Here is a 21967-nt window from a genome sequence, read left to right as displayed (position 1 = left end):
CCACCGTGCCGTCACCGGCCCGCGACCGTTCGAGCTGATCGGATGACCACGACCAGGCTGCCCCGGCAGGAATGTGCGATCACCGTCCTGGGCGGGCCGACGGCTGTCATCGACATCGGGGGTCTGCGCATCGTCAGCGACCCGACCTTCGACGAGGCCGGCCCGCACGGATACCTGACGAAGACGGCGGGTCCCGCCGTCCCCGAGGACGCCCTGGGCGCGATCGACCTGGTGCTGGTCAGCCACGACGGCCACCCGGACAACCTCGACGAGCGCGGACGCGTGTTCGCCAGAACCGCCCCGCTGGTCATCACCGGCCCGCTCTCCGCGGCACGACTCGGTCCTCCCGCGGTCGGCCTCGCCGGCTGGAACGGCTACCAGGTGCTCCGCGGCGACGGCGCGGGCCATCTCACCGTCCAGGCGGTGCCCGCCGTCCACGGCCCCGAAGACGGCGATCGCGATGCCGACGGCAACGTCAACTGCGAGGTCACCGGGTTCGTCCTGTCCGGCCCGGGACTCCCCACGGTCTACATCAGCGGCGACAACGCCTCCATCCGTACCGTGGCGGAGATTTCCCGCCGCGTGCCGGACATCGACGTAGCCGTGCTCCACGCCGGAGCGGCCCGCGTGCCCGCGAAGTTCGGCGGGCGCCCCCTGACGTTCGACAGCCGGCGGGCCGCGGCCGCCGCGGCCGTCCTCGACCCGGATCTCGTGATTCCGGCCCACTACGACGGCTGGGCCCACTTCTCCGAGGGACTGGCCGACCTGGAGCTGGCCTTCGACGAAGCCGGCCTGACCGCGCTTCTTCGGACGGCCCCGCACGGCACCTGGACACCTTTGCACCGCTGACGCCCTGACGCGTCACCCGATCACCCGGCAAGATCTGTTGCGTATGTGATACGGCATTGGGATTTACAGCGCCTGGTCAAGATCGCTTTCTCTTCCCTAAGATTCCCCCCGGTTCTATCCCTTCCGTACCATAGAGGCACATTTGTCACTCTCATCCCGGCACAAGCATGTGCTGGCAGCATCGAGCATCGCCCTGGCCGCGTTCGCGGCCGTTCCACCCGCCGGCGCCACCTCGACCGCGGCCCCGGCGTTATCCCCCTCCACCGCCGCCGCGCCCGCGCGTACGGTCACCCTGATCACCGGTGACAAGGTGACCGTCACCACCGCGCCGGACGGTGGCGTGACCCGCACGGTGCTGAGCCCGGACGGGCGCCCCGTGGACGCCGTCACGCACGCGGAAGGCGGCGAGACGTACGTCTACCCCCGGTCCGCCCTGAAGTACCTGGCGGCCGGTCTGCTGGACCGGGACCTGTTCAACGTCACCCGGCTGCTGGCCGACGGATACGACGACGCGCGGCGTGACCGCCTTCCGCTCATCGTCTCCTACACCGACGCCGCCGCCCGCGCCCGGACCTCGGCCCTGCCCCAGGGCGCCCGGCAGGTGCGCGCCCTGTCCAGCATCCAGGGCGCCGCCGTGGACGCCGACCGCTCGGCCGGGTTCTGGGCCGCGCTCACGAAGGACGCCCGCGTCCCCGACGCCTCTGGCCGCACGAGCGCCGAGCCGGCGCTCTCGGGCGGCATCGCCAAGGTCTGGCTCGACGGCAAGGTACGGGCGGAGCTCGCCGAGAGCACCGCCCAGATCGGCGCGCCCCAGGTGTGGGCGGGCGGCAACACCGGCGAAGGGGTGGACGTCGCCGTCCTGGACTCGGGCGTCGACACCGCTCACCCTGACCTGGCCGGTCGCGTGGCGCGGGCCGAGACCTTCGTGCCCGACCAGACCGTCGAGGACGGCCAGGGGCACGGCACCCACGTCGCCTCCACCATCGCCGGCACCGGCGCCGCCTCCGGCGGCAAGGAGCGCGGCGTCGCCCCGGGCGCCCGTCTGCACGTCGGCAAGGTTCTGGACAACGCCGGTGAGGGCCAGGAGTCCTGGGTGCTCGCCGGCATGGAATGGGCCGCCCGCACCGAGCGCGCCAAGATCATCAGCATGAGCCTCGGCGCCGGACCCACCAACGGCACGGACCCGCTCAGCACGGCCGTCAACCAGCTCAGCGCCGAAACGGGCGCCCTGTTCGTGATCGCCGCCGGCAACTCCGGCCCCACCGGCTTCACGGTCGGCGCGCCCGCCGCGGCCGACGCGGCCCTCGCCGTCGGCGCGGTGGACGGCGCGGACCGCCTGGCCGACTTCTCCAGCCGGGGCCCGCGCGCGGGTGACCGCGGCCTCAAGCCGGAAATCACCGCTCCCGGCGTCGACATCCTCGCGGCACGCTCGCAGTACGCCGCGGAGGGCGAAGGCCACTACCAGACGATGAGCGGCACCTCCATGGCCACGCCGCACGTCGCGGGCGCGGCGGCGCTGCTGGCGGCACGGCATCCGGACTGGACGGGCGGCCAGTTGAAGGACGCCCTCGTCAGCACCGCCAAGCCCACCCCCGGCTACACCGCCGCCGAGGCCGGCAGCGGGCGCCTGGACATCGCCGCCACCAGCGCGGCCACGGTCTTCGCGACAGCGAGCGCGTTCGCGGGCTACCACGCGTACCCCATCGAACCGGGCACCACGAGCACGAAGGACGTGACCTACACCAACATCGGGGACACTCCGGTCACCTTCGATCTCACCACCCGCGTTACGGGCGCGCCGCAGGACGCGTTCACGCTGTCGCAGCGGCAGATCACCGTCCCGGCGCACGGCACGGCCACCGTACGCGTCACGGCGCACTACGACGAGGTGCCGGCCGACACCACGGTCACCGGTACGGTCGAGGCCACGGACGCCTCCGGCACACCGCGGGCCCGCACCCTCATCGGCGCCGCGGAGGAGGGGGCGCGACACGTCCTCACCCTCACCGCCAAGGACCGCGCCGGCCGGCCGATGGGCGGCGAGCTCATCCTGACGGGCAAGAAGTTCTTCGCCCCGCTCTACCTGGACGAGTCCGGCACCGGCAGCGTGCGCATCCCCGAAGGCACCTACACCACCTGGCTGGACGCCGACGTGGAGGGCACGCACGGCCCCCACTCACGCGGCTTCGGCCTGCTCACGGTGACCGACATCGCACTCGACCGGGATCGCACCGTCGTCATCGACGCGCGCAAGGCCCGGCGCCTGACCGCGGTCACCCCCAAGCCCAGCTCCCTGGACGGCATGCGGGTCGACGTCTACCGGGGCGTCGCCGACGACGACTACACCGCCAGCAGCCGGTGGCCGGACGCGTCGTACGACAGCGTCTGGACGCTGCCGACCGGCGGCAAGGTGGGCGTGGGCGAGTTCGAGGTCGGCGGGCACTGGCGGTTGAACCAGCCGGCCCTGACCGTCTCCACCTCGGATCACGTCTTCGACGACGCGCTGGTGCACCGCGGCGCGGCCCCGCTGCCCAAGGGCCGCCACACGCTCGAGGCGATCTTCGCCGGCGACGGCGGCGCCGCCGCCTACCCGTCCAGGGGTGCCGCGGGCAAGGCCGTGGTCGTCCGGAACAACGGCACGGTCGGCCGCGAGGAGCAGGCCGCCGCGGCGGCGGCAGCGGGAGCGAAACTGCTGCTGGTCGTCAACGACGGCCCCGGCCGCATCACCCCCTGGAACGACCCGCTCTACGGAGCGCCCAACCTGGCACCGCTGGCGGTGGCCTCGCTGGGCCTCGACGAGGGCGAGCAGCTGATCGCGCAGATCCAGCGCGGGCGGCGCACGCTGCTCGACGTGACGTCCAACCCGACCACCGAGTACGTCTACGACCTGGTCCACTATTTCGAGGACGCCGTGCCCGCGGACCCGACGTACCGGCCCAGGGCCAAGGACCTGGCCCGGGTGGACGTCTCGTTCCGTAACTACCGGCAGTCCAGGGTGATCGAGGCCCGCCACGACTACTGGCGCTTCGGGTACACCTCCGCCACGAACGTGGCCGCTTCGGAGGCGCCGGCCATCGGCGAGCGCACCGACTGGGTCACGGCCGGGGTGCGCTGGCACGAGCAGGCGACGATCAACCGCGAGGTCGGCCAGCAGAGCGATCGTCCCGTGACGTACCGGGCGGGCACCAGCACGGATCTGCACTGGTTCGGCCCCGTCCACCGGCCGCGCTCGGCGCCCGGCGCGTCGCCGCTGCGCCTGGACGACACCCTGCAGGTGGTCCTGCCCGGCTGGGGCGACTCGGGAGCCGGCCACATCGGGGACACCTTCCTCAACAGCATGGTGTCCAACTCGCTGAAGCTGTACCAGGGTGACGGCCTGCTGGGCGAGGCACCCTACGACCAGCTGGTCGTCGGCGGCCTGCGGCCGGAACGGCTGCCGTACCGCCTGGTGTCGGAGAACTCCCGCGGCACCTGGGCGAACCCCTACTCCACCGCCACCCGCACCGAGTGGGGCTTCACCTCCGAGGCGGGTGCCTCCGGCGCGGTGGAGCGGCTGCCGCTGATCCAGCTCGACTACGCCGTGGACACCGACGTGGCCGGCAAGGCGCGCCGCCGCGCCGACCTCACCGTCGTCCCGTCCCACCTCGACGGCGTGGCGGGGGCGGGTGACCTCCGCACCCTCACCCTGGAGATCTCCTACGACGACGGGACGACCTGGCACCAGGCCCGCCTCGACCGGGGCAGGGACGGCTGGCGGACCCGCCTCGACGCTCCCGCCGGAGCCTTGTTCGTCACGCTCCGCACCGCCGCGGGCGACACCCGGGGCAACACCGTCACCCAGACCATCACCCGAGCGTTCGGTCTGAAGTGACGCCGTCGGTGGGAGGGCCGCCGTCCGGCCCTCCCACCGACATCCCCGTCCACGCCATCGCCTGATGAGCCCCATCACTGCCCACACACACGGTCACAGTAGGACAAGCATTCGCATACATCACGGAGACTGCGGATACCGTCACAGTGTGGTCCGCCGGGTCCCCTGAAGAGCCGATGCCGCCGCTCCGGAGAGAACCGCCGGACGCCTTCGTCCGTCCAGGCGGGGGCCGCCGCAACCGCCGCTTTCGAGCAACCGCGCGCGGAGGGCAGTGGGAGAGGGGGACGCATGTCACCGCTGGTCAGCAGGCGGCGCTGGCCGTACCCGCAGTCCATCCGCGTGCGCTTCGCCCTCGCGGTCGGAGCACTGTTCCTGGCGCTCCTCAGCGCGGTCGGCGCGCTGGCCGTCTACGGCATCCGCCACAGGATCGCGGCCGACCTCGCCGAAGGCGTCCACATGGCCATCGTCGACTGGGTCAGCAGGATGCGGCCCGGTTACATCCCGCCGCCCAGGCCGAGCGCGCGCGTCCGGTATCTCCAGCTTGTCAACTCCCGGGGGCAGGTGGTGGTGGCCAACGCCGCCGCAGCCGGAAAGGCCCCGCTGAGCACGCTCAAGCCCGCCCCCGGTGATGGCATGCACGACTTCACGGTGTGCCCGCCCTGGGACAACGGCACGTGCCTTCTGGTCACGGCCTTGCGACTTGAGGGCCAGATGCCCGATGTGCCCTTGAGGGGCGAGCCGCACTACATCTACGCCGGTACGGTGGAACCTCCCGCCCTGGCCAGGCCCTACCTGGAGGCCGGCTTCGGGGCCGCGGCCCTGGTCGCCTCCCTGATGGCCGCCTTGGGCACGCGCGTCGTGGTGGGCCGGACCCTGCGTCCGGTGCAGGCGATCAGCACGAAGATGCGCGAGGCCACGGCGAACGACCTGACCATGCGCGTCCCGGCACCGCTCCACAATGACGAGATCGCCGAGTTCGCCCGCGCCTCCAACGCCTATCTCGATCGGCTGGAGAAGGCGGTGAACGCATACCTCCGGTTCGCCTCCCTGGCCTCCCACGAGCTGAGGTCCCCGGTCACCGCGCTGCGTACCCAGCTGGAGGAGGCGCTCATGTATCCCGGCGACGTGGACGCGCACGCGGCCCTCGAGCACACGCTGCGCAGCACGGAACGCCTCGAGGCGATCATCGACGACCTGCTGGCCTACACCCGGGTCCAGAACGCCCGTCCTGAGGCGTACCAGCCGCTCGACCTGGCCGCCCTGGTCAAGGACGAGGTGGCCGGCATGCCCCGCGAGGGCATCCCGATCCGGCTGCGGGTGACCTGCCGCCCGACCGTACGGGGTTCGTCCGTGCAGCTGGGCCGCGTGCTGACCAACCTTCTGGCTAACGCGCGACGGCACGCCCGCTCCCACATCGACGTCACCGTCGAGCAGGTGGACCATCAGGCCGTGGTGACCGTGCAGGACGACGGCGCGGGCATCGCCGCCGAAGATCGCGAGCGCATCTTCGACCCCTTCGTCCGGCTGCCGGAGAGCCTGCGCCTCGATCCGGGCGGCAGCGGGCTCGGGCTGGCCATCAGCCGGGAGACCTGCCAGGCGCACGGCGGATCCCTCACCGTCGAGGACTGCCCCGACGGCGCGCGGTTCGCGCTCCGACTGCCGGTGTCGGAACCGGCCGCCGAGCGTGGAGCCCCTGCCTAGCGTCACGTCCTGTCGATCGGCGGGGACGCGCATGGGGCTACCCGTGCGCCGCCAGCCCGTACATCGCCGTGGAGAGCAGGCGCTCCATCAGGTCTGACGGCCCTCCTGGCTGCTGCGCCGCCCATGCCAGGCCGATGGCGAGCGCGATCACCTCATAGACCGTGAGGTCGGGGCGCACCTGCCCGGCCTCCTGGGCGCGCCCGAGCAGCCGTGCGCCGGAGGCTCGCATGGCGGCGCACGAGACGTACAGCTCGGAGCTCTCGTCGGCCAGCGCCGTCATGATCGATTGCGGTAGTCCCTGATAGGTGCGCGTGCTGGCGGCCAGGTCGTTCAGCCACGTCAGCAGCGCCTCGTGCGGGGTGTGCGACGGCGAGGCGAGCAGCTGCTCGGCGCGCTCGCGCAACGTGTCGAAGTTGCTGTCGAGGATGGCCTCAAGAAGAGCCTCGCGCGTGGGGAAATGCCGGTAGAGCGTGCCGATCCCGACCCCGGCTCGCCGGGCGATCTCGCGCAACGACGCGTCGGTTCCGTCGGTGGCGAACGCGTCGCGGGCCGAGGCCAGGAGTCGTTCTCTGTTGCGTCGTACGTCGGCCCGGGATGTGCCGGTCACGTGCTCTCCTTCGATGATTTGACCGACGGAGCAGTGCTCCGTATTCTTCCAACGCGACAGCGGCGGAGCGGTGCTCCGCCACTGCTGACCAGCGTACCCATGGAGCAGACATGATCACGGCAAATCGCCCCATCCTCGTCACGGGAGCGACCGGGCAGCAGGGCGGCGCCACCGCACGGCGCCTGCTCGCCGACGGCTGGCACGTGCGGGCACTGGTCCGGGACCCGGGCACCGCGGCGGCGGCGCGGCTCGCCCGCGCCGGCGCCGAGCTGATCGCCGGGGACATGGACGACCGGGACGGCATCGACGCCGCCGTCCGCGGCGCGTACGGCGTGTTCAGCGTCCAGCCCGCCTTCATCGCGCCCGACTACGCCGAGAACGAGCTGCGACGCGGGCTGAACGTCGTCGACGCCGCGATGGCCGCGGGCGTCCGGCACCTCGTCTACGCGTCCGTGGCCAGTGCCGACCGGGCCACCGGCATCCCCCACTGGGAGATCAAGTGGGAGATCGAGCAGTACATCCGGGCGCATGACGTACCGGCCACGGTGCTGCGCCCGGTGACGTTCATGGAGAACTTCGCCGACCCGACGTACGGCGTCCGCGGTGCGGCCTCCCTCATCCGGACGTTCCCGGCCGACGTGACGGTCCAGCTCATCGCCCTCGAGGACGTCGGCGCGTTCGCCGCGCTGGCCTTCGCCGCCCCCGACCGGTTCCTCGGCCGGGTGCTGGAACTGGCCGGCGACGAACTGGCGCCGCACCGGATCGCCTCGGCGATCGGCCGGGCGACCGGACATGACGTGGCCCTGCCGGCTCCGCCTCCCGGCGGGCCCGGAGGGACGACGTCGTTCTGCGACTGGCAGGCCGACATCCCCGCCCTGCGGAAGCTCCACCCGGGTCTGCTGGACTTCGGCGGCTGGCTCTCACGAGCGGGAAAGCCGCTGCTGGACAAGCACTTCCAGGGCCACGACCACCGCTGACGAGCCGGCCCGCCCGACCCGGCGCACGGCCGAACGACCATACGAGAAAGAGAGTCACTGACATGCGCGCGATCGTCACCGCTCACCCCGGTTCGGACGACGAGGTGGAGATGGTGGATCTGCCCAATCCGCAGCCTGCGGCGGGGCAGATCCGGATCAGGATGGCCGGGGCCGCGGTCAACGCGGCCGATCTTCACATCATCGACGCCTCGCGCGGCGCGGCCGGCGGAGACGGCCCCACACCGCGCGGCGGCCTGGGGCTGGACGTGGCGGGGATCGTCGACATGGTGGGGCCCGGCGTCGACGACCTCGCCCTCGGCACGCCGGTCGCGGCACTCCACTTCCCGCACGCTCCGCACGCCACCGCGGGAACGGCCGCCGAGTACGTGATCGTCCCAGCCGCCGACGCGGCGCCGGTCCCGGACGGGGTCGAGCTGCTGGACGCGGCCACCGTTCCGCTCAACTCGCTGACCGCCGCGCAGCTCCTCGCCCTGCTCGGCCCGTCCCGGGGCCGGCGACTGCTGGTCACCGGCGCCGCCGGCGGGGTCGGCGGTTACGCGGTCGCACTCGCCGCGCGCGCCGGGTGGAAAGTCACCGCGCTCGCCCGCGCGACGGATGAGGACTTCCTGACCAGGGCCGGAGCGGCGGAGGCGATCACCACCCTCGACCGGGCGATCGGCTTCGACGCGGTGCTGGACACCGCCCTGCTGAATGAGGCGGCGCTGCGGCCGGTCCGCGATCATGGCGCGTACGTGGGAGTCTTCCCCGGCCTCGAACCCGCGTCCGTACGCGGCATCACCGTGACCTCCGCGGTGGTGGTCCCCGACGGCACCCTCCTGGGGGAGATACTGGCGCTGACCGCGCGGGGCACCCTGGAACCGCGCCGGGCGGGCACGGTGCCCCTGGACAAGGCCGCGTACGCGTACCGCGCCTTCCGCGCCGGCGGACACCGCGGCCGATGGGTCCTCACGGGCTGATACGGGCTGATGCGGGCTGATGCGGGTTGATGCGGGGAACGCTGTCACCCAGGCGTCAGCAGGCCCGCACGGAGTTGTAGGCGATCTCGGGATTGAGCCCCTCCTTGTGCCCTGGCGGGACGGTGGCGTTGTGCACCTCGTAGTTCGGGGACGCGAAGAGGCAGAACGAACGGCCCGTCCGATTCCACGCCGAGCGGGCGTCCTTGACGCCCAAGGGTTCCAGGTTCGGCGCGCCGGACTGGAACCAGGCGATGGTGCCGTTTCCGTCGAACTCGCTGAACAGGCACAAGTGGCCGTTCGGACATCTGCTGAAGCCGTCGGCGGCGCGCGCCGGTCCGGCGAGCGGGAGCGGCGTGAGGGCGAGAGCGAGGGCGAGGGCGAGCATGAGGGTACGAATCTTGAACACGTGAGCACTCCGCGGATCTGAGTCGTCGCTTTCAGTGACCATCATGCGCTCACGAGTGGCGGTGCGCCATTGATTTAGGCGGGCTGTGGATCTTGCGGCCGTCTTCAGGGTTCGCCGGCGAGGATCCGGTTGGTATTATTATACCGGAAGGTGTTAGGGTGACCGGTATAATAATACCAACACCCTGTTACGCGAGGTACTCGTGATTGAACTCAAGACGCCTGCCGAGATCCAGCGCATGCACGTGGCCGGGCGTTTCGTCGCCGAGGTGCTCTCCGAGGTCGGCCGGCTCGCCGACGTGGGCGTCAACCTCCTGGACCTGGAGCGCCACGTACGCGGCATGATCGAACGGCGCGGGGCGGAGTCGTGCTACTGGGACTATGCGCCGTCCTTCGGGCACGGCCCCTTCCGCAACGTCATCTGCCTGTCGGTCAACGACGCCGTCCTGCACGGCCTGCCCCACGACTACACGCTGCGTGACGGCGACGTCCTCAGCGCGGACCTCGCGGTCAGCGTCGACGGCTGGGTGGCCGACTCGGCGCGCACGGTCGTCGTCGGGACCGCCGCCGAGGAGGACCTGCGGATCATCCGCGCCACCGAGGAAGCGTTGGAGGCGGCGATCGAGGTGGCACGTCCGGGCAACCGCCTGGGTGACATCTCGGCGGCCATCGCTGCGGTGGCCCACGACTACGGTTACCCGGTCAACACCGAGTTCGGTGGCCACGGCATCGGCCGCACCATGCACGAGGGGCCGCACGTTCCGAACAAGGGCCGGGCCGGGCGCGGCCTCACGCTCCGGCCGGGCCTGACCCTCGCGCTCGAACCCTGGCTCGCCCGCACGACCGACCGCATCGTCTACGACGCCGACGGCTGGACGATCCGGTCGGCGGACGGCTCGCGCACGGCCCACTCCGAGCACACGGTGGCCATCACCGAGGACGCACCCTTGGTGCTCACCCGGCGTGAATCGGAGACCCCGGCAACGCGGGCTGATTCCGCCGGCCGGCTGTCCGCAAAGGACGCCCAAGCCGCCCTGCACCCGTCCTCGGCCGCCTCGTCACGCTGATCGCGCTCCCGCGGCGGGACGTGATCGCTCACCGGTCAACGCGGGTCTCACTTCCCGCGGAGGCCGCTCCGCACTGGTATGTCGGAGCGGCCGGTAACCACGGAGAACAGTCCAGCCGCACGCTGAACCCGTCGCACGATCCGCACCTACCCCGGCTGACCTGCCCAAACGCCCTGGTAAACCGCCTTTGAGCAAGGCATTGTCGCGCTGCGGGGCCGCGCGATGCCGCTGGACGCCCAGGGACGCCCAGGGAGGGCCAGGGAGGGCCAGGGACGGCCGGTGATCGCCTGGATCGAGCCCGGCCGGCTACACGCGCAGCAGCGGAGCCCACGTCTTCGGTCCGACGAGCCCGTCCTCGCCGATGCCCTCGGCCCGCTGGAACCCGCGGACGAGCTCGATCAGGCCGGTGTCGCAGCGGGTGGACTTCAGCCAGCCCTCCAGGCCGTCCTCGACGCTCGCGTACGCGGCGGGAGGCACGTGGCCCCGGGCGAACAGGCAGCCTCTGACGGTCTTGACGTCGTAGTTGTCGTCGCCGAGCCGGATCAGCGGCAGTTCTTTCACGATCTCCTCCGTCCAGGAAGATCCCGGCGCGGGGGCGCCGGTGATGAGGGCGGCGACCGCCGCTCGGAAGTCGTTCATGTCGATGGAGTGAGGGTCGGGCTTGGCGGTGTTGACCTCCCGGTGCGCCTTCACGCGCGAGGCGGGCAGCCCGAACTCGCGGCACAGCTCCGCGCACAGCTGCCGGTACGCCTCCAGCTGCGCCTGCGGCCAGGGCTGGGAGCCGTTGTTCTCGGCCTCGATGCCGATCGAGCTGGAGTTGTCGTGTCGGGGCGAGGTCGAGGGGGCGTTGTGCCAGCAGCGCCCGGCGGCGATGACGTAGATGCGGCCGGACCGGCCGAGCCCGAACTGCGACAGCGGCCCGTCGAGCCCGGGCCGGCCGTCGCGCACCACGGCGAGCGAGGGGTAGTCGCCGCCGCCCGCCGGGCCCGCGGTGTGGTGGCAGACGATGCCCTGCACCTCGGGCTGCGGACCGTGGCCGCGCGTCCTCCAGCCGGCCACCTCGGTCACCGGGTGGCCGGTGCGGCGGGCGACGTCGGCGAGCTGCGTCAAGTAGGGCATCGAAGACCTCCGTCATGCGTCTCGATGAGTCTCACAACCTTCGATTGACGACGAGTAGTCACGCTATGGCTTTGGGTGATCACCGCTGGGTGGGCGGATGACCGCGTCTTTGCCGCAAAGGCGGACGCTTACCGATCATTAGCATGCCGTACCCGAGCGCGATGGGAAGAATCGGGAACCCCATCGGCCCGCGACGGTCCTCCGGGAGACACTGGGATATGGCAGATTTCGCCCGCGCGACCGCCTGGCTGGCGGGATTCGTCCTCGGCCTGCCGCTCCTGGGCCTGGCCCTCATGGTGGTCGCCCTGGGCTGGCGGCGGGGGTGGGTGTTCTCGTTCTGGTTCCTGGTGCTGATGGTGCTGGCCTTCGTCGTGGCCCTGATCCCGCTGGCCGTGCTCCGCGTGCCGACGCACTGGATCCGCGCCCTGATCGCGGCGGTGATCGTGTACGGGATCGCGCTCGCCGTCCCGCTCACCCACGCCATGGCGAGCTACCCGATCCACGTGCTGAGGTGCGGCGGCCTGCCCCTCGTCGCCACGGACTTCGCCGCCGCCAGGAGCTACCGGCTGCCCGGCGACGACTCCTACAGCGTGACGCCCCTGGACTCGGTGATCTTCTGCACCGAGGCGGAGGCCCAGGCCGAGCGCTACCACCGCGCCCCGATATAGCCAGTGCCGGCCGCTGCCGGCACCGCCCCTAGCGGGCCTCGGCGACCTGGCCGGTCTCGCGGACGCAGGAGTCGATGACGGCTCGCAGGAGGCCGGGGAAGCGGGCGTCGAGCTCGTCGGGGCGCAGGCTGTTCATCTTGGTGGTGCCCTGGTAGTGCTGGCTGATGACGCAGGCTTCGCGGAGCACGTTGAAGTGGTGGGTGGCGGTCGAGCGGGAGACGGGCAGGTCGAAGGTGCCGCAGCTGAGGTCGTGGCCCGCGATGGCGAGCTGGGCGATCACCGAGCGGCGAACGGGGTCGGCGACCGCTTCGAGAAGCTGCTGAAGGGTGACCTCGGAGACGGAGGGGTTGTCCACGGTGCGCGGGGTGCTCTTCGGTCGGGGCACGTGGTCTCCTCCTCCGCGATCAGGGCCGGCACGCCATACTACGACGGGCGTCGAACGAGCGGGCACGCCGCGCCGACCAAGCCGCACCGATCAGGGGGCACCGATCAGGGGGCACCGATCAGGGGCGCACCGCGCCGATGAGGCGGTTGCGCCAGTAGTCGTCGAGGTCGACCACCTTGACGACGTCCCCGGTCTGCGGCGCGTGCACCATCTTCCCGTCGCCCGCGTACATCCCCATGTGCCCCAGCCCCCGGCTGAACAGCAGGTCGCCGGGCTGGGCCTGGTCAAGGGGCACCCGCCGGTCGGCGCCCCAGCTCCACTGCGTGTAGGTGGTGCGGGGCAGCTGGACGCCCGCCGCGCGCCAGGCGGACTGCGCCAGGCCCGAGCAGTCGTAGGAGCTCGGCCCCGTGGCGCCGTACCGGTACGGCTTGCCGACCTGGGCGAAGGCGAACTGCAGGGCCTCGCGGGCGTTGCCGGAGGCCGGGCCGGTGTAGGTCAGGCCGGTGCTGCGGGGGTTGCCGGTCCGGAAGGCGCCCAGCCGGCGCAGCAGCTTCGTCTGCGCGCTGACGAGCTTGTCGACCTTCGCCTGCTCCCGGCGTACCTTGTCGCGCGCGTCGTCGGCCTCGGCCAGCGCGGTCCTGGCCGCGTCGCGCCGGTCGCGCAGGTCCTTGGTCGCCGCCTCGAAGGCCCGCAGCTTCGCCGCCCTGTCCTGGGCGATCTGCTCCAGGGAGGCCATGCCGCTGAGGATCTCCTCGGGAGTGCCCTTCATGACGAACCGCTGCCAGTGCAGCCCGGAGCCGAACTGGTATTCCTGGACCGCCACCGTGACGAGCTCCGTGCGCAGGGCGTCGGCCTGCGCCGCCTTGCCGGCGAGCTCGGCGTCGAGCGTCTCGTACTTCTTCCTGGCCTTCTTGTACGTCTCCGTCGCCTGGTTGAAGCGCTCGACGAGCTGGTCGGCCTGCTCGTTCAGCTTCACCAGCCTGGCCCTGGCCTGGGCGGGCGACGGGTCGGCCACGGCGGCGCCCGGCATGGCGGCCACGGTCAGCGTCGCGGCCAGCGCCACGGCCGCCGCCGCTCGCACGAGCCCCGTGACGGATCCCGTCACGAACCTCGCCGCCGACACCGCCGCCGACACCGCTGCCGACACCGCCGCCGACACCGCCACCGACACCGCCACCGAGACCGTCACTCCGCCGCCTCCTCCGCGTCGTCTCATGGGGAGATACGCGGGCCGCCCGGGTGGTGTTCAGCCGGAGCATGCGCGGACGGCATGGAACCGCTTGAACTTCAGGAGCGGAACGTGCAGGGCAGGCGCTTGTAGCCGTTGATGAAGCTGGACAGCAGCCGGTCCGGCTCGCCCGCCCTGATGTCCGGCACCCGGGTGAACAGCTCCCGGAACATCACCGCGATCTCCCGCCTGGCCAGGTTCGCCCCCAGGCAGAAGTGCGGGCCGGGCCCGCCGAAGCCCACGTGCGGGTTGGGGGAGCGGGTGATGTCGAACGCGTCGGGGTCGGTGAAGACGCTCTCGTCGCGGTTGGCGGAGGCGTACCAGAGGGTGACCTTGTCGCCGGCCTTGAACAGGTGGCCGTTCAGGTCGTGGTCGCGGGTGAGGTTGCGGCGCATGAAGACGACCGGGGAGCTGTGCCGGACGATCTCCTCGATGGCGCCGCCGATGCGGGCGTCGAAGTCGGACAGCAGCAGTTCACGCTGCTCGGGGTGGTCGGTGAACAGCTTCAGTCCGTGGGCGATCGCGGTGCGGGTGGTCTCGTTCCCGGCCACCACGAGCAGCAGGAAGAACGCCGCGAACTCGCGCGGGCTCAGCCGTTCCCCGTCGATGTTGGCGTTGACCAGGGCGGAGGTCAGGTCGCCGGTCGGGGCGGCGCGCCGCTGCCTGCCGAGCTCGGCGGCCAGCCGGTGCAGTTGCCAGCCCGCCAGGGCCACCGTCCCCAGCAGGCGGGCCGCGCGCAACCGGCCGACCTTCGCCCTGGCGCCGGTGTAGTCGACGGGGGAGCCGACGTACTCGGGGTCGGTGTAGCCGACGACGATGTTGGTCAGCCGCACCACGCGGGCGTGCTCGCGGGGCGGGATGCCGAGCATGTCGCAGATCACCTCGACCGGCAGCCGCATCGCCACCCGGGCCACGAAGTCGCCGGGGCCGGCCGCGATCAGCTCGTCCACGATGCGCCCGGCCCGGCGGGCGATGTCGTCCTCCGCCTTGGCCAGCGTCTTCGGCGTGAACGCCCGGGACACGATGCGGCGGATCTTGGCGTGCCGCGGGTCGTCCATGTCGATCATGGAGTTGAAGTAGCCGTCCATCCAGCGGGGCAGGTCGGTCGGGCTGGTGGCGCTCGGCTCGCTGCTGAAGATCTCGGGGTGGCGGCTGGCCTCCAGGACGTCGGCGTGGCGGACGAGGGCCCAGGCCCCGGGGTCCTGGCGCAGGAAGGGCACCTTGGGCAGGCGGAAGAGCCGCGGACCGGGCTCGGCGCGCAACATCGCGAACGCCCGCGCCCGCTCGGCCGCCGGCCGCTCCCAGAACCGCAGGTCGCTCAGATCGATGTCGGCCGGAGAGAGGTCCACAGGCTGCTGTTCCGTGGCCACGATCCACCGCCTCTGCAACAGGGGAACTTGGTGTTAACCATCACCAGATTTACCCGGACCCGTCAAGGGCTACGGCAGAATCGGGGCTGTGACGCCTCACCGCCCTCCCGTGCGCCCGTACCGAGGCGTGCCCGCCGAGCAGCGCCGCGCCGGGCGGCGGGCCGCGCTGCTGGCGGCCGGCCTCGACCTGCTGGGCACCCAGGGCTGGGCCGCCGCCACCGTGCGGGGGGTGAGCGCGCGGGCGGGGCTGAACGACCGCTACTTCTACGAGAGCTTCGCCGACCTGGACGCCCTGCTGCTGGCCGTCGTCGACGACCAGGCCGCGCAGGCCACCGACATGATCCAGGCGGTGGCCGACGGCGCCCCGCGCCGCCTGCGCGCCCGCACCACGGCCGTGGTGACCGCGATCGTGGACTTCCTGGCCGCCGACCCGCGCCGGGCCCGCATCCTCGCCTACGAGTTCCCGGCCAGCCCGCTGCTGCAGCAGCGCCGACGGCGGATCACCGGGGTGCTGGCGGGCATCTTCACCGCGCAGGTCCACGAGCTCCTCGACGAGGTGCCGCTCAGCGAGACCGATCTCGCCATGACCGCGCTGACCATCGTGAGCGGCCTGTGGGAGCTGCTGTCGGCGTGGTTCCGGGGCGAGGTGGACACCGATCGCGACCATCTCGTCGACTACGTCGTCGCCCTGCTGCTGACCACCACGGACCTCGCGCCCGCGCTGGATCACCGGCTGCGTTGACAGTTCTCGTCAGTAGTACTGTACGAACTCGTGGCGCGATGGCAGACCAAGGCTCCGGCGGTACGGCGGGTCACCGTGCCGCGCGAGACACCCCCGCCCCTCCAGGGACACCTCCGGCTCGGCGACCCCCCGGACGAGCCCGGCGCGATCACCGTGAACTCGCGCCACCTCACCCGCGGCGGGCGCCCGTGGTTCCCGGTCACGGGGGAGTTCCACTACGGCCGCTACCCGGCCGCGGAGTGGCGCGAGGAGCTGCTCAAGGTACGCGCCGGCGGCGTGACGGCGGTCTCCGCGTACGTCTTCTGGAACCTGCACGAGGAGCGCCGCGGCGTCTTCGACTGGAGCGGCGACCGTGACCTGCAACGCTTCGCGATGATCTGCGCCGAGCTGGGCCTCGACCTGGTCGTGCGGATCGGCCCCTGGGCGCACGGGGAGTCGCGCAACGGCGGCTTCCCCGACTGGCTGCTCGCCGACGGCTGCGTGCCGCGCACCGACGACCCCCGCTACCTCGCGCTCGTCCGGCCGTTCTTCGAGCAGATCGGGGCCCGGCTCCGCGGGCTGACCCGGGCGCACGGCGGGCCCGTGGTGGCCGTACAGGTGGAGAACGAGCTGCACGACCAGCCCGGCCACCTGCTCACCCTCAAGCGCCTGGCCAAGGAGGCCGGCATCGACGCGCCGCTGTGGACGGCCACCGGCTGGGGGCACGCCGTGCTGCCGCCGGACGAGCTGATCCCGCTGTTCGGCGGCTACCCGGAGGCCGCCTGGGACACCGCGCACGACGGCTGGCCGCGGCAGAGCCGGGCGCACTACTTCTTCGGCCCCGGGCGGGACGACGACTCGATCGGCGCCGACCTGCGTACCACCGAGGTGGCCGCCTCCGACGAGGCCCAGCCGGCGCGCTACCCCTTCGCCACCTGCGAGCTGGGCGGCGGCATGTACACCTCCTACCACCGGCGCCCGATCGTGGCGGCCGCCGACGTCGCGGCCCTGGCCCTGGTCAAGCTGGGGAGCGGGTCGGTGTGGCAGGGCTACTACATGTACCACGGGGCGTCCCAGAAGGTCGGCGCGCTGTCCACGCTGCAGGAGTCGCACGCCACCGGCTACCCCAACGACTGCCCGGTGATCAGCTACGACTTCCAGGCGCCGCTCGGCGAGTTCGGCCAGTTCCGCGAGTCCTACCGCCACCTCCGGCTGCAGCACCTGTGGCTGGGCTGCGACGGGCCCGATCTGGCCACGATGACGCTGACGATGCCGCCGGGCGCGCCCGAGGACACCGCCGACCGCGACGCCCTGCGCTGGGCCGTGCGGTCCGACGGGCGTTCGGGGTTCCTGTTCGTCAACAACCACCAGCCCGTCGAGACGCTGCCGGCCCATGAGGGCGTCCGGTTCGCGGTCGAGCTGGACGGGCGCGAGCTCGTCGTCCCGCGCGAGCCGGTGACGGTGCCGCCGGGGGCGTTCTTCGCCTGGCCGCTCGCCCGGCGGGTCGGGCGGAGCGTGCTGCTGACCGCCACGGCACAGCCCGTGTGCGTGATCGGGGCGGATGCGGCAGCGCCCGAGGCCGCCCGGGGCGCGGGGGAGCCCGTGCACGTCTTCACGCAGACGGCGGGCATCCCGGTGGAGCTCGTCTTCGACGCCGCCACCGTCGCCGGTATCGAGGGGCCCGCGACGGTCACACGGGAAGGGGACGAGGGGCCCGCGACGGTGACGCGGGAAGGGGACGACCGTCCCGCGACGATCACGCGGGACGGGGGCGAGGTCGTGGTGAGCGGGTTGCGGCCGGGGCCGGGCTGCCTGCTCCGGGTGACCGATGCGGGCGGCGGGACGGCGGCGGTGCTCGTGCTGGATCACGACAGCGCCCTCACGGCGACGCGCGGCCGGCTCTGGGGGGCCGACCGGCTCGTCCTGAGCGATCGGCCCGCCGTGATCGACGACGACCGTCTCGTGGTGTACGGCGGCGCGGGCGAGACGGCGCGCGCCGGCCGTTCCCGAAGCGCGGGATCCAGGTCCCCGGGGGTGACCGGGGACAGGGTGCTGGTCTTTCCCGCGCCGGAGCTCGCCGGCGAGACCGACGGCGTGTTCGGGGTCCTGCCGGTGCCCGGGCCCGTGGGCGGGGAAGGCCGGGTCGTGACGGTCGAGGTCGTCAAAGAGGCGGGGCCGGCGCGGCGGCCGGTGGTCGACCCGGCCTCCGGCCGGGCCTCGGCGCCCGTGGACGCCGACTTCGACGACGCGGCCGTCTACCACCTCACCGTCCCCCCGGAGGCCCTGGAAGGGGACGACGAGGTGCTGCTGCGCCTGGACTGGGTCGGCGACGTGGGCCGCGCCTACATCGGCGGGCGCCTGGTGGCCGACCAGTTCTGGTACGGCCCGCCCTGGGAGATCGGCCTGCGCCGGTTCCGTACGGAGCTGCTGAAGCACGGGCTGGAGCTGAGGCTGCTGCCGCTGCGCGAGGACGCCCCCGTCCACCTGTCCCCGCAGGCCCGCCCGCCCGCCTACCCGGGCGGCAGCGTGCTGGAGCTGCGCGGGGCCACGCTGGTCCCGCTGTCCCGCACCGTGGTCGGGGCCGGCGCCCGCTGACCCGGTCGCCGTGGACCTTCCTGGCCAGACCGACGTCCGCGATCGAACGCCCGACCAGCACCCGCATCGCGGTCTCGGCCGCCTTCGGCCGCTGCCTGCCCACCGCCGGCAGCACCCCGGCGTGCCCGCCCGGCAGGCGGGCCGTGGAGCGCGCGGCCGAGCGCGCGGCCAAGCGCGGCACCGCTGGCGCGGCGCGATCTGGCGCCACCCGGACGGCTCCTTCGCCGAGTGGTGACCCGCCGCCGGAGGGCTCAGGACGGCGCGGGCCCGGTGCTGTCGCGGACGAGCAGCCGGGGCTGGTAGCGCACGTTGTAACCGCCGCTCTCGCCGTTCATCAGCGCCCACAGCCGCTCCCACGCCTGCCGGCCCAGCTCGCTCTTCGGGATCGACACCGTGGTCAGCGGCGGGGTGGTGTAGCGGGCGAAGGGGATGTCGTCGAACCCGGTGACGGACACCTCGCCGGGCACCCGTACGTCCAGCTCGTGCAGGCCGGTCAGCACGCCCGAGGCCACCATGTCGTTGAAGCCCACCACCGCGCTGGCCCCGCACTCCACCACCGCGGGCGCGGCGGCGTGGCCGTGGTCGAACATCGACCCGCACGGCAGCACGGTCAGGTCGAGGCCGGGCGCGGCGCGCAGCGCGGCGAGCCGCTCGGCGTTGCCCGCGCTGCCCGGCGGACCGGCGAGATAGGCCACGCGACGGTGGCCGAGGCCGGTGAGGTGGGCCACGATCTCCCCGATGCCCGCGGCGTTGTCGATCGACAATGACGGCGCGCCCAGATCGGGGATCTCCCGGTAGACCAGCACGAACGGCGCCAGCCTGTCGCTGAGCGCGCGCAGCCGCCCGCCCGGCGCGCGGGGCGAGGCCAGCACGAGCCCGTCGGAGTTGCGCCGCGCCTCCAGCGCGAGGATCACCTCCTCCTCCGGGTCCTCGTCGGACTCGGCCACCAGCAGCTGGCGGCCCGCCTTGCCGGCGGCCTGGCTGAGCCCGCGCAGCACGCCCTGGAAGAGCGGGTTGGCCAGGTCGGGGACGACGAGCGCGACCGTGCCGGTACGGCCGAGCGCGAGCCGGCGGGCGGCCACGCTCGGCTCGTAGTCCAGCTCCTCGGCCGCGGCCCGCACGCGGGCGGCCAGCTCCGGGTTCACGGTCGGCGAGCCGTTCATGACCCGCGACACCGTCGCCCGCGAGACCCCGGCCGCCTCGGCGACCCGGCTGATCGTGGCCGGGCCGGCCGGTCGCGGCCCGCGCCGTCCGCCCGGGCGGGCGGGAGCGACCGGCGTCTCCTCCCTGGCCGACCCGTCCTGGTCACCGTCTCCGGCGCTCGCCCTCATCCGCTCTCCCCGCACGCTCGGGCCCGTTTGCTGCATGCATTAAATCGCCGGACGCCCCCGGCCGGGCACCGACGTTGAGATACCGGTTTCTCACCTTGCATTACAACCGGTTGCCAAGAGGCGCGCAAGACCTGTTCACCCAGTTCAGTGCTTCGCTAACGGAGCGTTGACACCCGATGTGGGCGATGTTAGAAACTGGTTACTCACAAGACATCACGGCTTGTGCCCCTGCTTATCCCGGTCGCGTGCGGCTCAGCGCGACTGCGAAGGGTGATAGATGAGCAAACGTTTGGATCCCCCCGAAACCACCGTCACCCCGCTCACACCCCCACACCCGCCCCCCGCCGAGCAGCCGCCGGCACCGCGACCGAGCGGCCCGCCCAAGGACCGCGTCGGCTACCTCTTCCTCACGCCGTGGTTCATCGGCATGGCCCTGTTCACCGTGGGGCCGATCCTGGCCTCCCTCTACCTCTCGTTCACCGAGTACAGCCTGCTCAAGCCGCCCGAATGGCTCGGGCTCGACAACTACCGCCAGATGCTGGACGACCCGCGGCTGCACAAGTCGCTGCTGGTCACGTTCGTCTACGTGTTCGTGTCGGTGCCCATCCAGCTCGTCCTGGCGCTGGCGCTGGCACTCCTGCTCAACCGCGGCGTACGGGGCCTGAGCTTCTACCGGTCGGTCTACTACCTGCCCTCGCTCCTGGCCGGAAGCGTGTCCATCGCCATCCTGTGGCGGCAGATCTTCGGCAAGGACGGCCTGGTCAACCAGCTCCTGGCCACGGTGGGCGTGGACGGCGTGAGCTGGGTGGCCCACCCGGACTTCGCGCTGGGCACGCTGGTCCTGCTCAACGCGTGGACGTTCGGGGCTCCCATGGTCATCTTCCTGGCCGGCCTGCGCCAGATCCCCGCCTCCTACTACGAGGCGGCCCAGGTGGACGGCGCCGGGACGGTGTCGCGGTTCTTCCACATCACGCTGCCCATGCTGACCCCGATCATCTTCTTCAACCTGGTCCTGCAGCTCATCGGCGCCTTCCAGAGCTTCACGCAGGCGTTCGTGATCAGCGGCGGCCGGGGCGGGCCGTCGGACGCCACCCTCCTCTACACCCTCTACCTGTACGAGCGCGGCTTCGGCTCGTTCGACATGGGCTACGCCTCCGCGATGGCGTGGGTCCTGCTGGTCCTCATCGCCGTGCTGACCGGGATCAACTTCCTCTTCGCCAAGCGGTGGGTGTTCTATGGCAACTGAGCTCAGGGCCCCAGGCGGCCGGTCGCGGCGCCTGTCGAAGCACGCGCTGCTCATCGGCTTCGGCCTGGTGATGCTCTATCCGCTGCTGTGGATGGTGTCCAGCTCGGTCAAGCCCACCGAGACCATCTTCCGCGACCCGTCGATCTGGCCCAGCCGGCTCGACCTGGGCAACTACGTCGAAGGCTGGACGGCGCTCGACCATCCCTTCCACTACTACCTGCTGAACTCCGCGGTCATCGCGATCCTGGCCGTGGCGGGCAACCTGCTGTCGTGCTCGCTGGCCGCGTACGCGTTCGCGCGGCTGGAGTTCCGGGGCAGGAAGATCTTCTTCGCCATGATGCTGGCGACGCTGATGCTGCCCATCCACGTGCTCATCGTCCCCCAGTACGTGCTGTTCTCCCAGCTCGACTGGATCAACACCAACCTGCCGCTGGTCGTGCCGAAGTTCCTGGCGCACGACGCGTTCTTCGTCTTCCTCATGGTGCAGTTCATCCGCGGCCTGCCGAAGGAGCTGGACGAGGCGGCCCGCATCGACGGCTGCGGCCACTTCAGGATCTACTGGCGGATCATCATGCCGCTGTCGGTGCCGGCGCTGGCCACCTCGGCGTTGTTCACCTTCATCTGGACCTGGAACGACTTCTTCAGCCAGCTCATCTTCCTGACCGACCCCGAGCTGTGGACCATGCCGGTGGCGCTGCGCTCGTTCATGGACGGCCAGGGCGAGACGGCCTGGGGCCAGCTCTTCGCCATGTCGATCGTGGGGCTGGCGCCGATCTTCGGGTTCTTCCTCGCCGGACAGCGCTATCTGACGCAGGGCATCTCCACGACCGGCTTTCGCTGATCCGCGATC

18 protein-coding genes are annotated in these 21967 nt (G+C 72.0%); 11 read left to right on the top strand and 7 right to left on the bottom strand.

All coding sequences use genetic code 11. The annotated features are described in order from the left end of the window. The first annotated feature begins 42 nt into the window (after positions 1-42). The 3 genes from ACTWPW_RS35045 to ACTWPW_RS35035 all read left to right on the top strand — a co-directional run bounded on the left by ACTWPW_RS35045 (position 43) and on the right by ACTWPW_RS35035 (position 6421). Positions 43-849, top strand: a complete 807-nt coding sequence (locus ACTWPW_RS35045; RefSeq protein ID WP_443171154.1) for an MBL fold metallo-hydrolase — start codon at positions 43-45, stop codon at positions 847-849. Between the two features lie 142 nt (positions 850-991). Beyond that, on the top strand, positions 992-4720 hold the full coding sequence (locus tag ACTWPW_RS35040; RefSeq protein ID WP_443171153.1) for a S8 family serine peptidase: 3729 nt from the start codon (positions 992-994) through the stop codon (positions 4718-4720). 288 nt (positions 4721-5008) lie between these two features. Beyond that, entirely contained in the window at positions 5009-6421 is a 1413-nt protein-coding gene (locus ACTWPW_RS35035) for a sensor histidine kinase (RefSeq protein WP_443171152.1), read from the top strand. 37 nt (positions 6422-6458) lie between these two features. Here ACTWPW_RS35035 and ACTWPW_RS35030 read toward each other — a convergent pair whose 3' ends face one another. After that, positions 6459-7028 (bottom strand): TetR/AcrR family transcriptional regulator, encoded by a 570-nt coding sequence (locus ACTWPW_RS35030; RefSeq protein WP_375112185.1) that lies wholly within the window; start codon positions 7026-7028, stop codon positions 6459-6461. A 110-nt stretch (positions 7029-7138) separates the two neighbouring features. On the opposite strand from ACTWPW_RS35030, the gene ACTWPW_RS35025 reads away from it, so the two are divergent. Together ACTWPW_RS35025 and ACTWPW_RS35020 are read left to right on the top strand one after the other, a co-directional pair. Continuing rightward, positions 7139-8005 carry an NmrA/HSCARG family protein gene (locus ACTWPW_RS35025; protein WP_443171151.1) on the top strand — a complete coding sequence of 289 codons (867 nt, stop codon included), beginning with the start codon at positions 7139-7141 and terminating at the stop codon, positions 8003-8005. Positions 8006-8067: 62 nt separating this feature from the next. Further along, positions 8068-8982 (top strand): alcohol dehydrogenase catalytic domain-containing protein, encoded by a 915-nt coding sequence (locus ACTWPW_RS35020; protein ID WP_443171150.1) that lies wholly within the window; start codon positions 8068-8070, stop codon positions 8980-8982. Between the two features lie 55 nt (positions 8983-9037). On the opposite strand, the gene ACTWPW_RS35015 is transcribed toward ACTWPW_RS35020, so the two are convergent. Then, complete coding sequence (locus ACTWPW_RS35015; protein WP_443171149.1) at positions 9038-9388, bottom strand: peptidase inhibitor family I36 protein; 351 nt, start codon at positions 9386-9388, stop codon at positions 9038-9040. A 202-nt stretch (positions 9389-9590) separates the two neighbouring features. On the opposite strand from ACTWPW_RS35015, the gene map reads away from it, so the two are divergent. Beyond that, positions 9591-10454, top strand: coding sequence for a type I methionyl aminopeptidase (map, locus tag ACTWPW_RS35010; RefSeq protein WP_375112189.1), 864 nt, complete (start codon positions 9591-9593; stop codon positions 10452-10454). Between the two features lie 306 nt (positions 10455-10760). Here map and ACTWPW_RS35005 read toward each other — a convergent pair whose 3' ends face one another. Continuing rightward, complete coding sequence (locus tag ACTWPW_RS35005) at positions 10761-11573, bottom strand: peptidoglycan recognition protein family protein (RefSeq protein WP_375112190.1); 813 nt, start codon at positions 11571-11573, stop codon at positions 10761-10763. A gap of 218 nt (positions 11574-11791) precedes the next feature. On the opposite strand from ACTWPW_RS35005, the gene ACTWPW_RS35000 reads away from it, so the two are divergent. Beyond that, a complete protein-coding gene (locus ACTWPW_RS35000; protein WP_443171148.1) occupies positions 11792-12241 on the top strand; it encodes a hypothetical protein in 450 nt (149 codons plus the stop codon). A gap of 28 nt (positions 12242-12269) precedes the next feature. Here the strand turns inward: ACTWPW_RS35000 and ACTWPW_RS34995 are convergent, their stop codons facing one another. The 3 genes from ACTWPW_RS34995 to ACTWPW_RS34985 form a co-directional block, all read right to left on the bottom strand. Beyond that, positions 12270-12626, bottom strand: a complete 357-nt coding sequence (locus tag ACTWPW_RS34995; RefSeq protein ID WP_443171147.1) for an ArsR/SmtB family transcription factor — start codon at positions 12624-12626, stop codon at positions 12270-12272. Positions 12627-12744: 118 nt separating this feature from the next. After that, complete coding sequence (locus ACTWPW_RS34990; protein WP_443171146.1) at positions 12745-13815, bottom strand: C40 family peptidase; 1071 nt, start codon at positions 13813-13815, stop codon at positions 12745-12747. 98 nt (positions 13816-13913) lie between these two features. Next, on the bottom strand, positions 13914-15224 hold the full coding sequence (locus ACTWPW_RS34985) for a cytochrome P450 (RefSeq protein ID WP_443171145.1): 1311 nt from the start codon (positions 15222-15224) through the stop codon (positions 13914-13916). A gap of 109 nt (positions 15225-15333) precedes the next feature. Here ACTWPW_RS34985 and ACTWPW_RS34980 point away from each other — a divergent pair, with 109 nt between their 5' ends. Further along, positions 15334-15966: a TetR/AcrR family transcriptional regulator gene (locus ACTWPW_RS34980; RefSeq protein WP_443171144.1), complete on the top strand. Its 633-nt coding sequence runs from the start codon at positions 15334-15336 to the stop codon at positions 15964-15966. A gap of 30 nt (positions 15967-15996) precedes the next feature. After that, positions 15997-18540, top strand: coding sequence for a beta-galactosidase (locus ACTWPW_RS34975; protein WP_443171143.1), 2544 nt, complete (start codon positions 15997-15999; stop codon positions 18538-18540). Between the two features lie 251 nt (positions 18541-18791). Here ACTWPW_RS34975 and ACTWPW_RS34970 read toward each other — a convergent pair whose 3' ends face one another. After that, a complete protein-coding gene (locus ACTWPW_RS34970) occupies positions 18792-19871 on the bottom strand; it encodes a LacI family DNA-binding transcriptional regulator (protein WP_443171142.1) in 1080 nt (359 codons plus the stop codon). 277 nt (positions 19872-20148) lie between these two features. Between ACTWPW_RS34970 and ACTWPW_RS34965 the strand changes: the two genes are divergently transcribed. Together ACTWPW_RS34965 and ACTWPW_RS34960 are read left to right on the top strand one after the other, a co-directional pair. Further along, positions 20149-21117: a carbohydrate ABC transporter permease gene (locus ACTWPW_RS34965; protein ID WP_375112198.1), complete on the top strand. Its 969-nt coding sequence runs from the start codon at positions 20149-20151 to the stop codon at positions 21115-21117. Further along, positions 21107-21958, top strand: a complete 852-nt coding sequence (locus ACTWPW_RS34960) for a carbohydrate ABC transporter permease (RefSeq protein ID WP_443171141.1) — start codon at positions 21107-21109, stop codon at positions 21956-21958. The genes ACTWPW_RS34965 and ACTWPW_RS34960 overlap by 11 nt, the downstream gene beginning before the upstream one ends. Positions 21959-21967: the final 9 nt, after the last annotated feature.

This window comes from Nonomuraea sp. KM90 (assembly GCF_052246675.1).
Taxonomy (GTDB): Bacteria; Actinomycetota; Actinomycetes; order Streptosporangiales; family Streptosporangiaceae; genus Nonomuraea.
This window is presented reverse-complemented; position numbering and strand designations above follow the sequence as displayed.

What these genes read in the sequence shown, in the direction of transcription:
- ACTWPW_RS34965 (WP_375112198.1), top strand. Translation starts at nt 20,149, where the DNA reads ATGAGCAAACGTTTGGATCCCCCCGAAACCACCGTCACCCCGCTCACA.
- ACTWPW_RS35045 (WP_443171154.1), top strand. Translation starts at nt 43, where the DNA reads ATGACCACGACCAGGCTGCCCCGGCAGGAATGTGCGATCACCGTCCTG.
- ACTWPW_RS35035 (WP_443171152.1), top strand. Translation starts at nt 5,009, where the DNA reads ATGTCACCGCTGGTCAGCAGGCGGCGCTGGCCGTACCCGCAGTCCATC.
- ACTWPW_RS35005 (WP_375112190.1), bottom strand. Translation starts at nt 11,573, where the DNA reads ATGCCCTACTTGACGCAGCTCGCCGACGTCGCCCGCCGCACCGGCCAC.
- ACTWPW_RS35000 (WP_443171148.1), top strand. Translation starts at nt 11,792, where the DNA reads ATGGCAGATTTCGCCCGCGCGACCGCCTGGCTGGCGGGATTCGTCCTC.
- ACTWPW_RS34970 (WP_443171142.1), bottom strand. Translation starts at nt 19,871, where the DNA reads ATGAGGGCGAGCGCCGGAGACGGTGACCAGGACGGGTCGGCCAGGGAG.
- ACTWPW_RS34960 (WP_443171141.1), top strand. Translation starts at nt 21,107, where the DNA reads ATGGCAACTGAGCTCAGGGCCCCAGGCGGCCGGTCGCGGCGCCTGTCG.
- ACTWPW_RS35025 (WP_443171151.1), top strand. Translation starts at nt 7,139, where the DNA reads ATGATCACGGCAAATCGCCCCATCCTCGTCACGGGAGCGACCGGGCAG.
- ACTWPW_RS35020 (WP_443171150.1), top strand. Translation starts at nt 8,068, where the DNA reads ATGCGCGCGATCGTCACCGCTCACCCCGGTTCGGACGACGAGGTGGAG.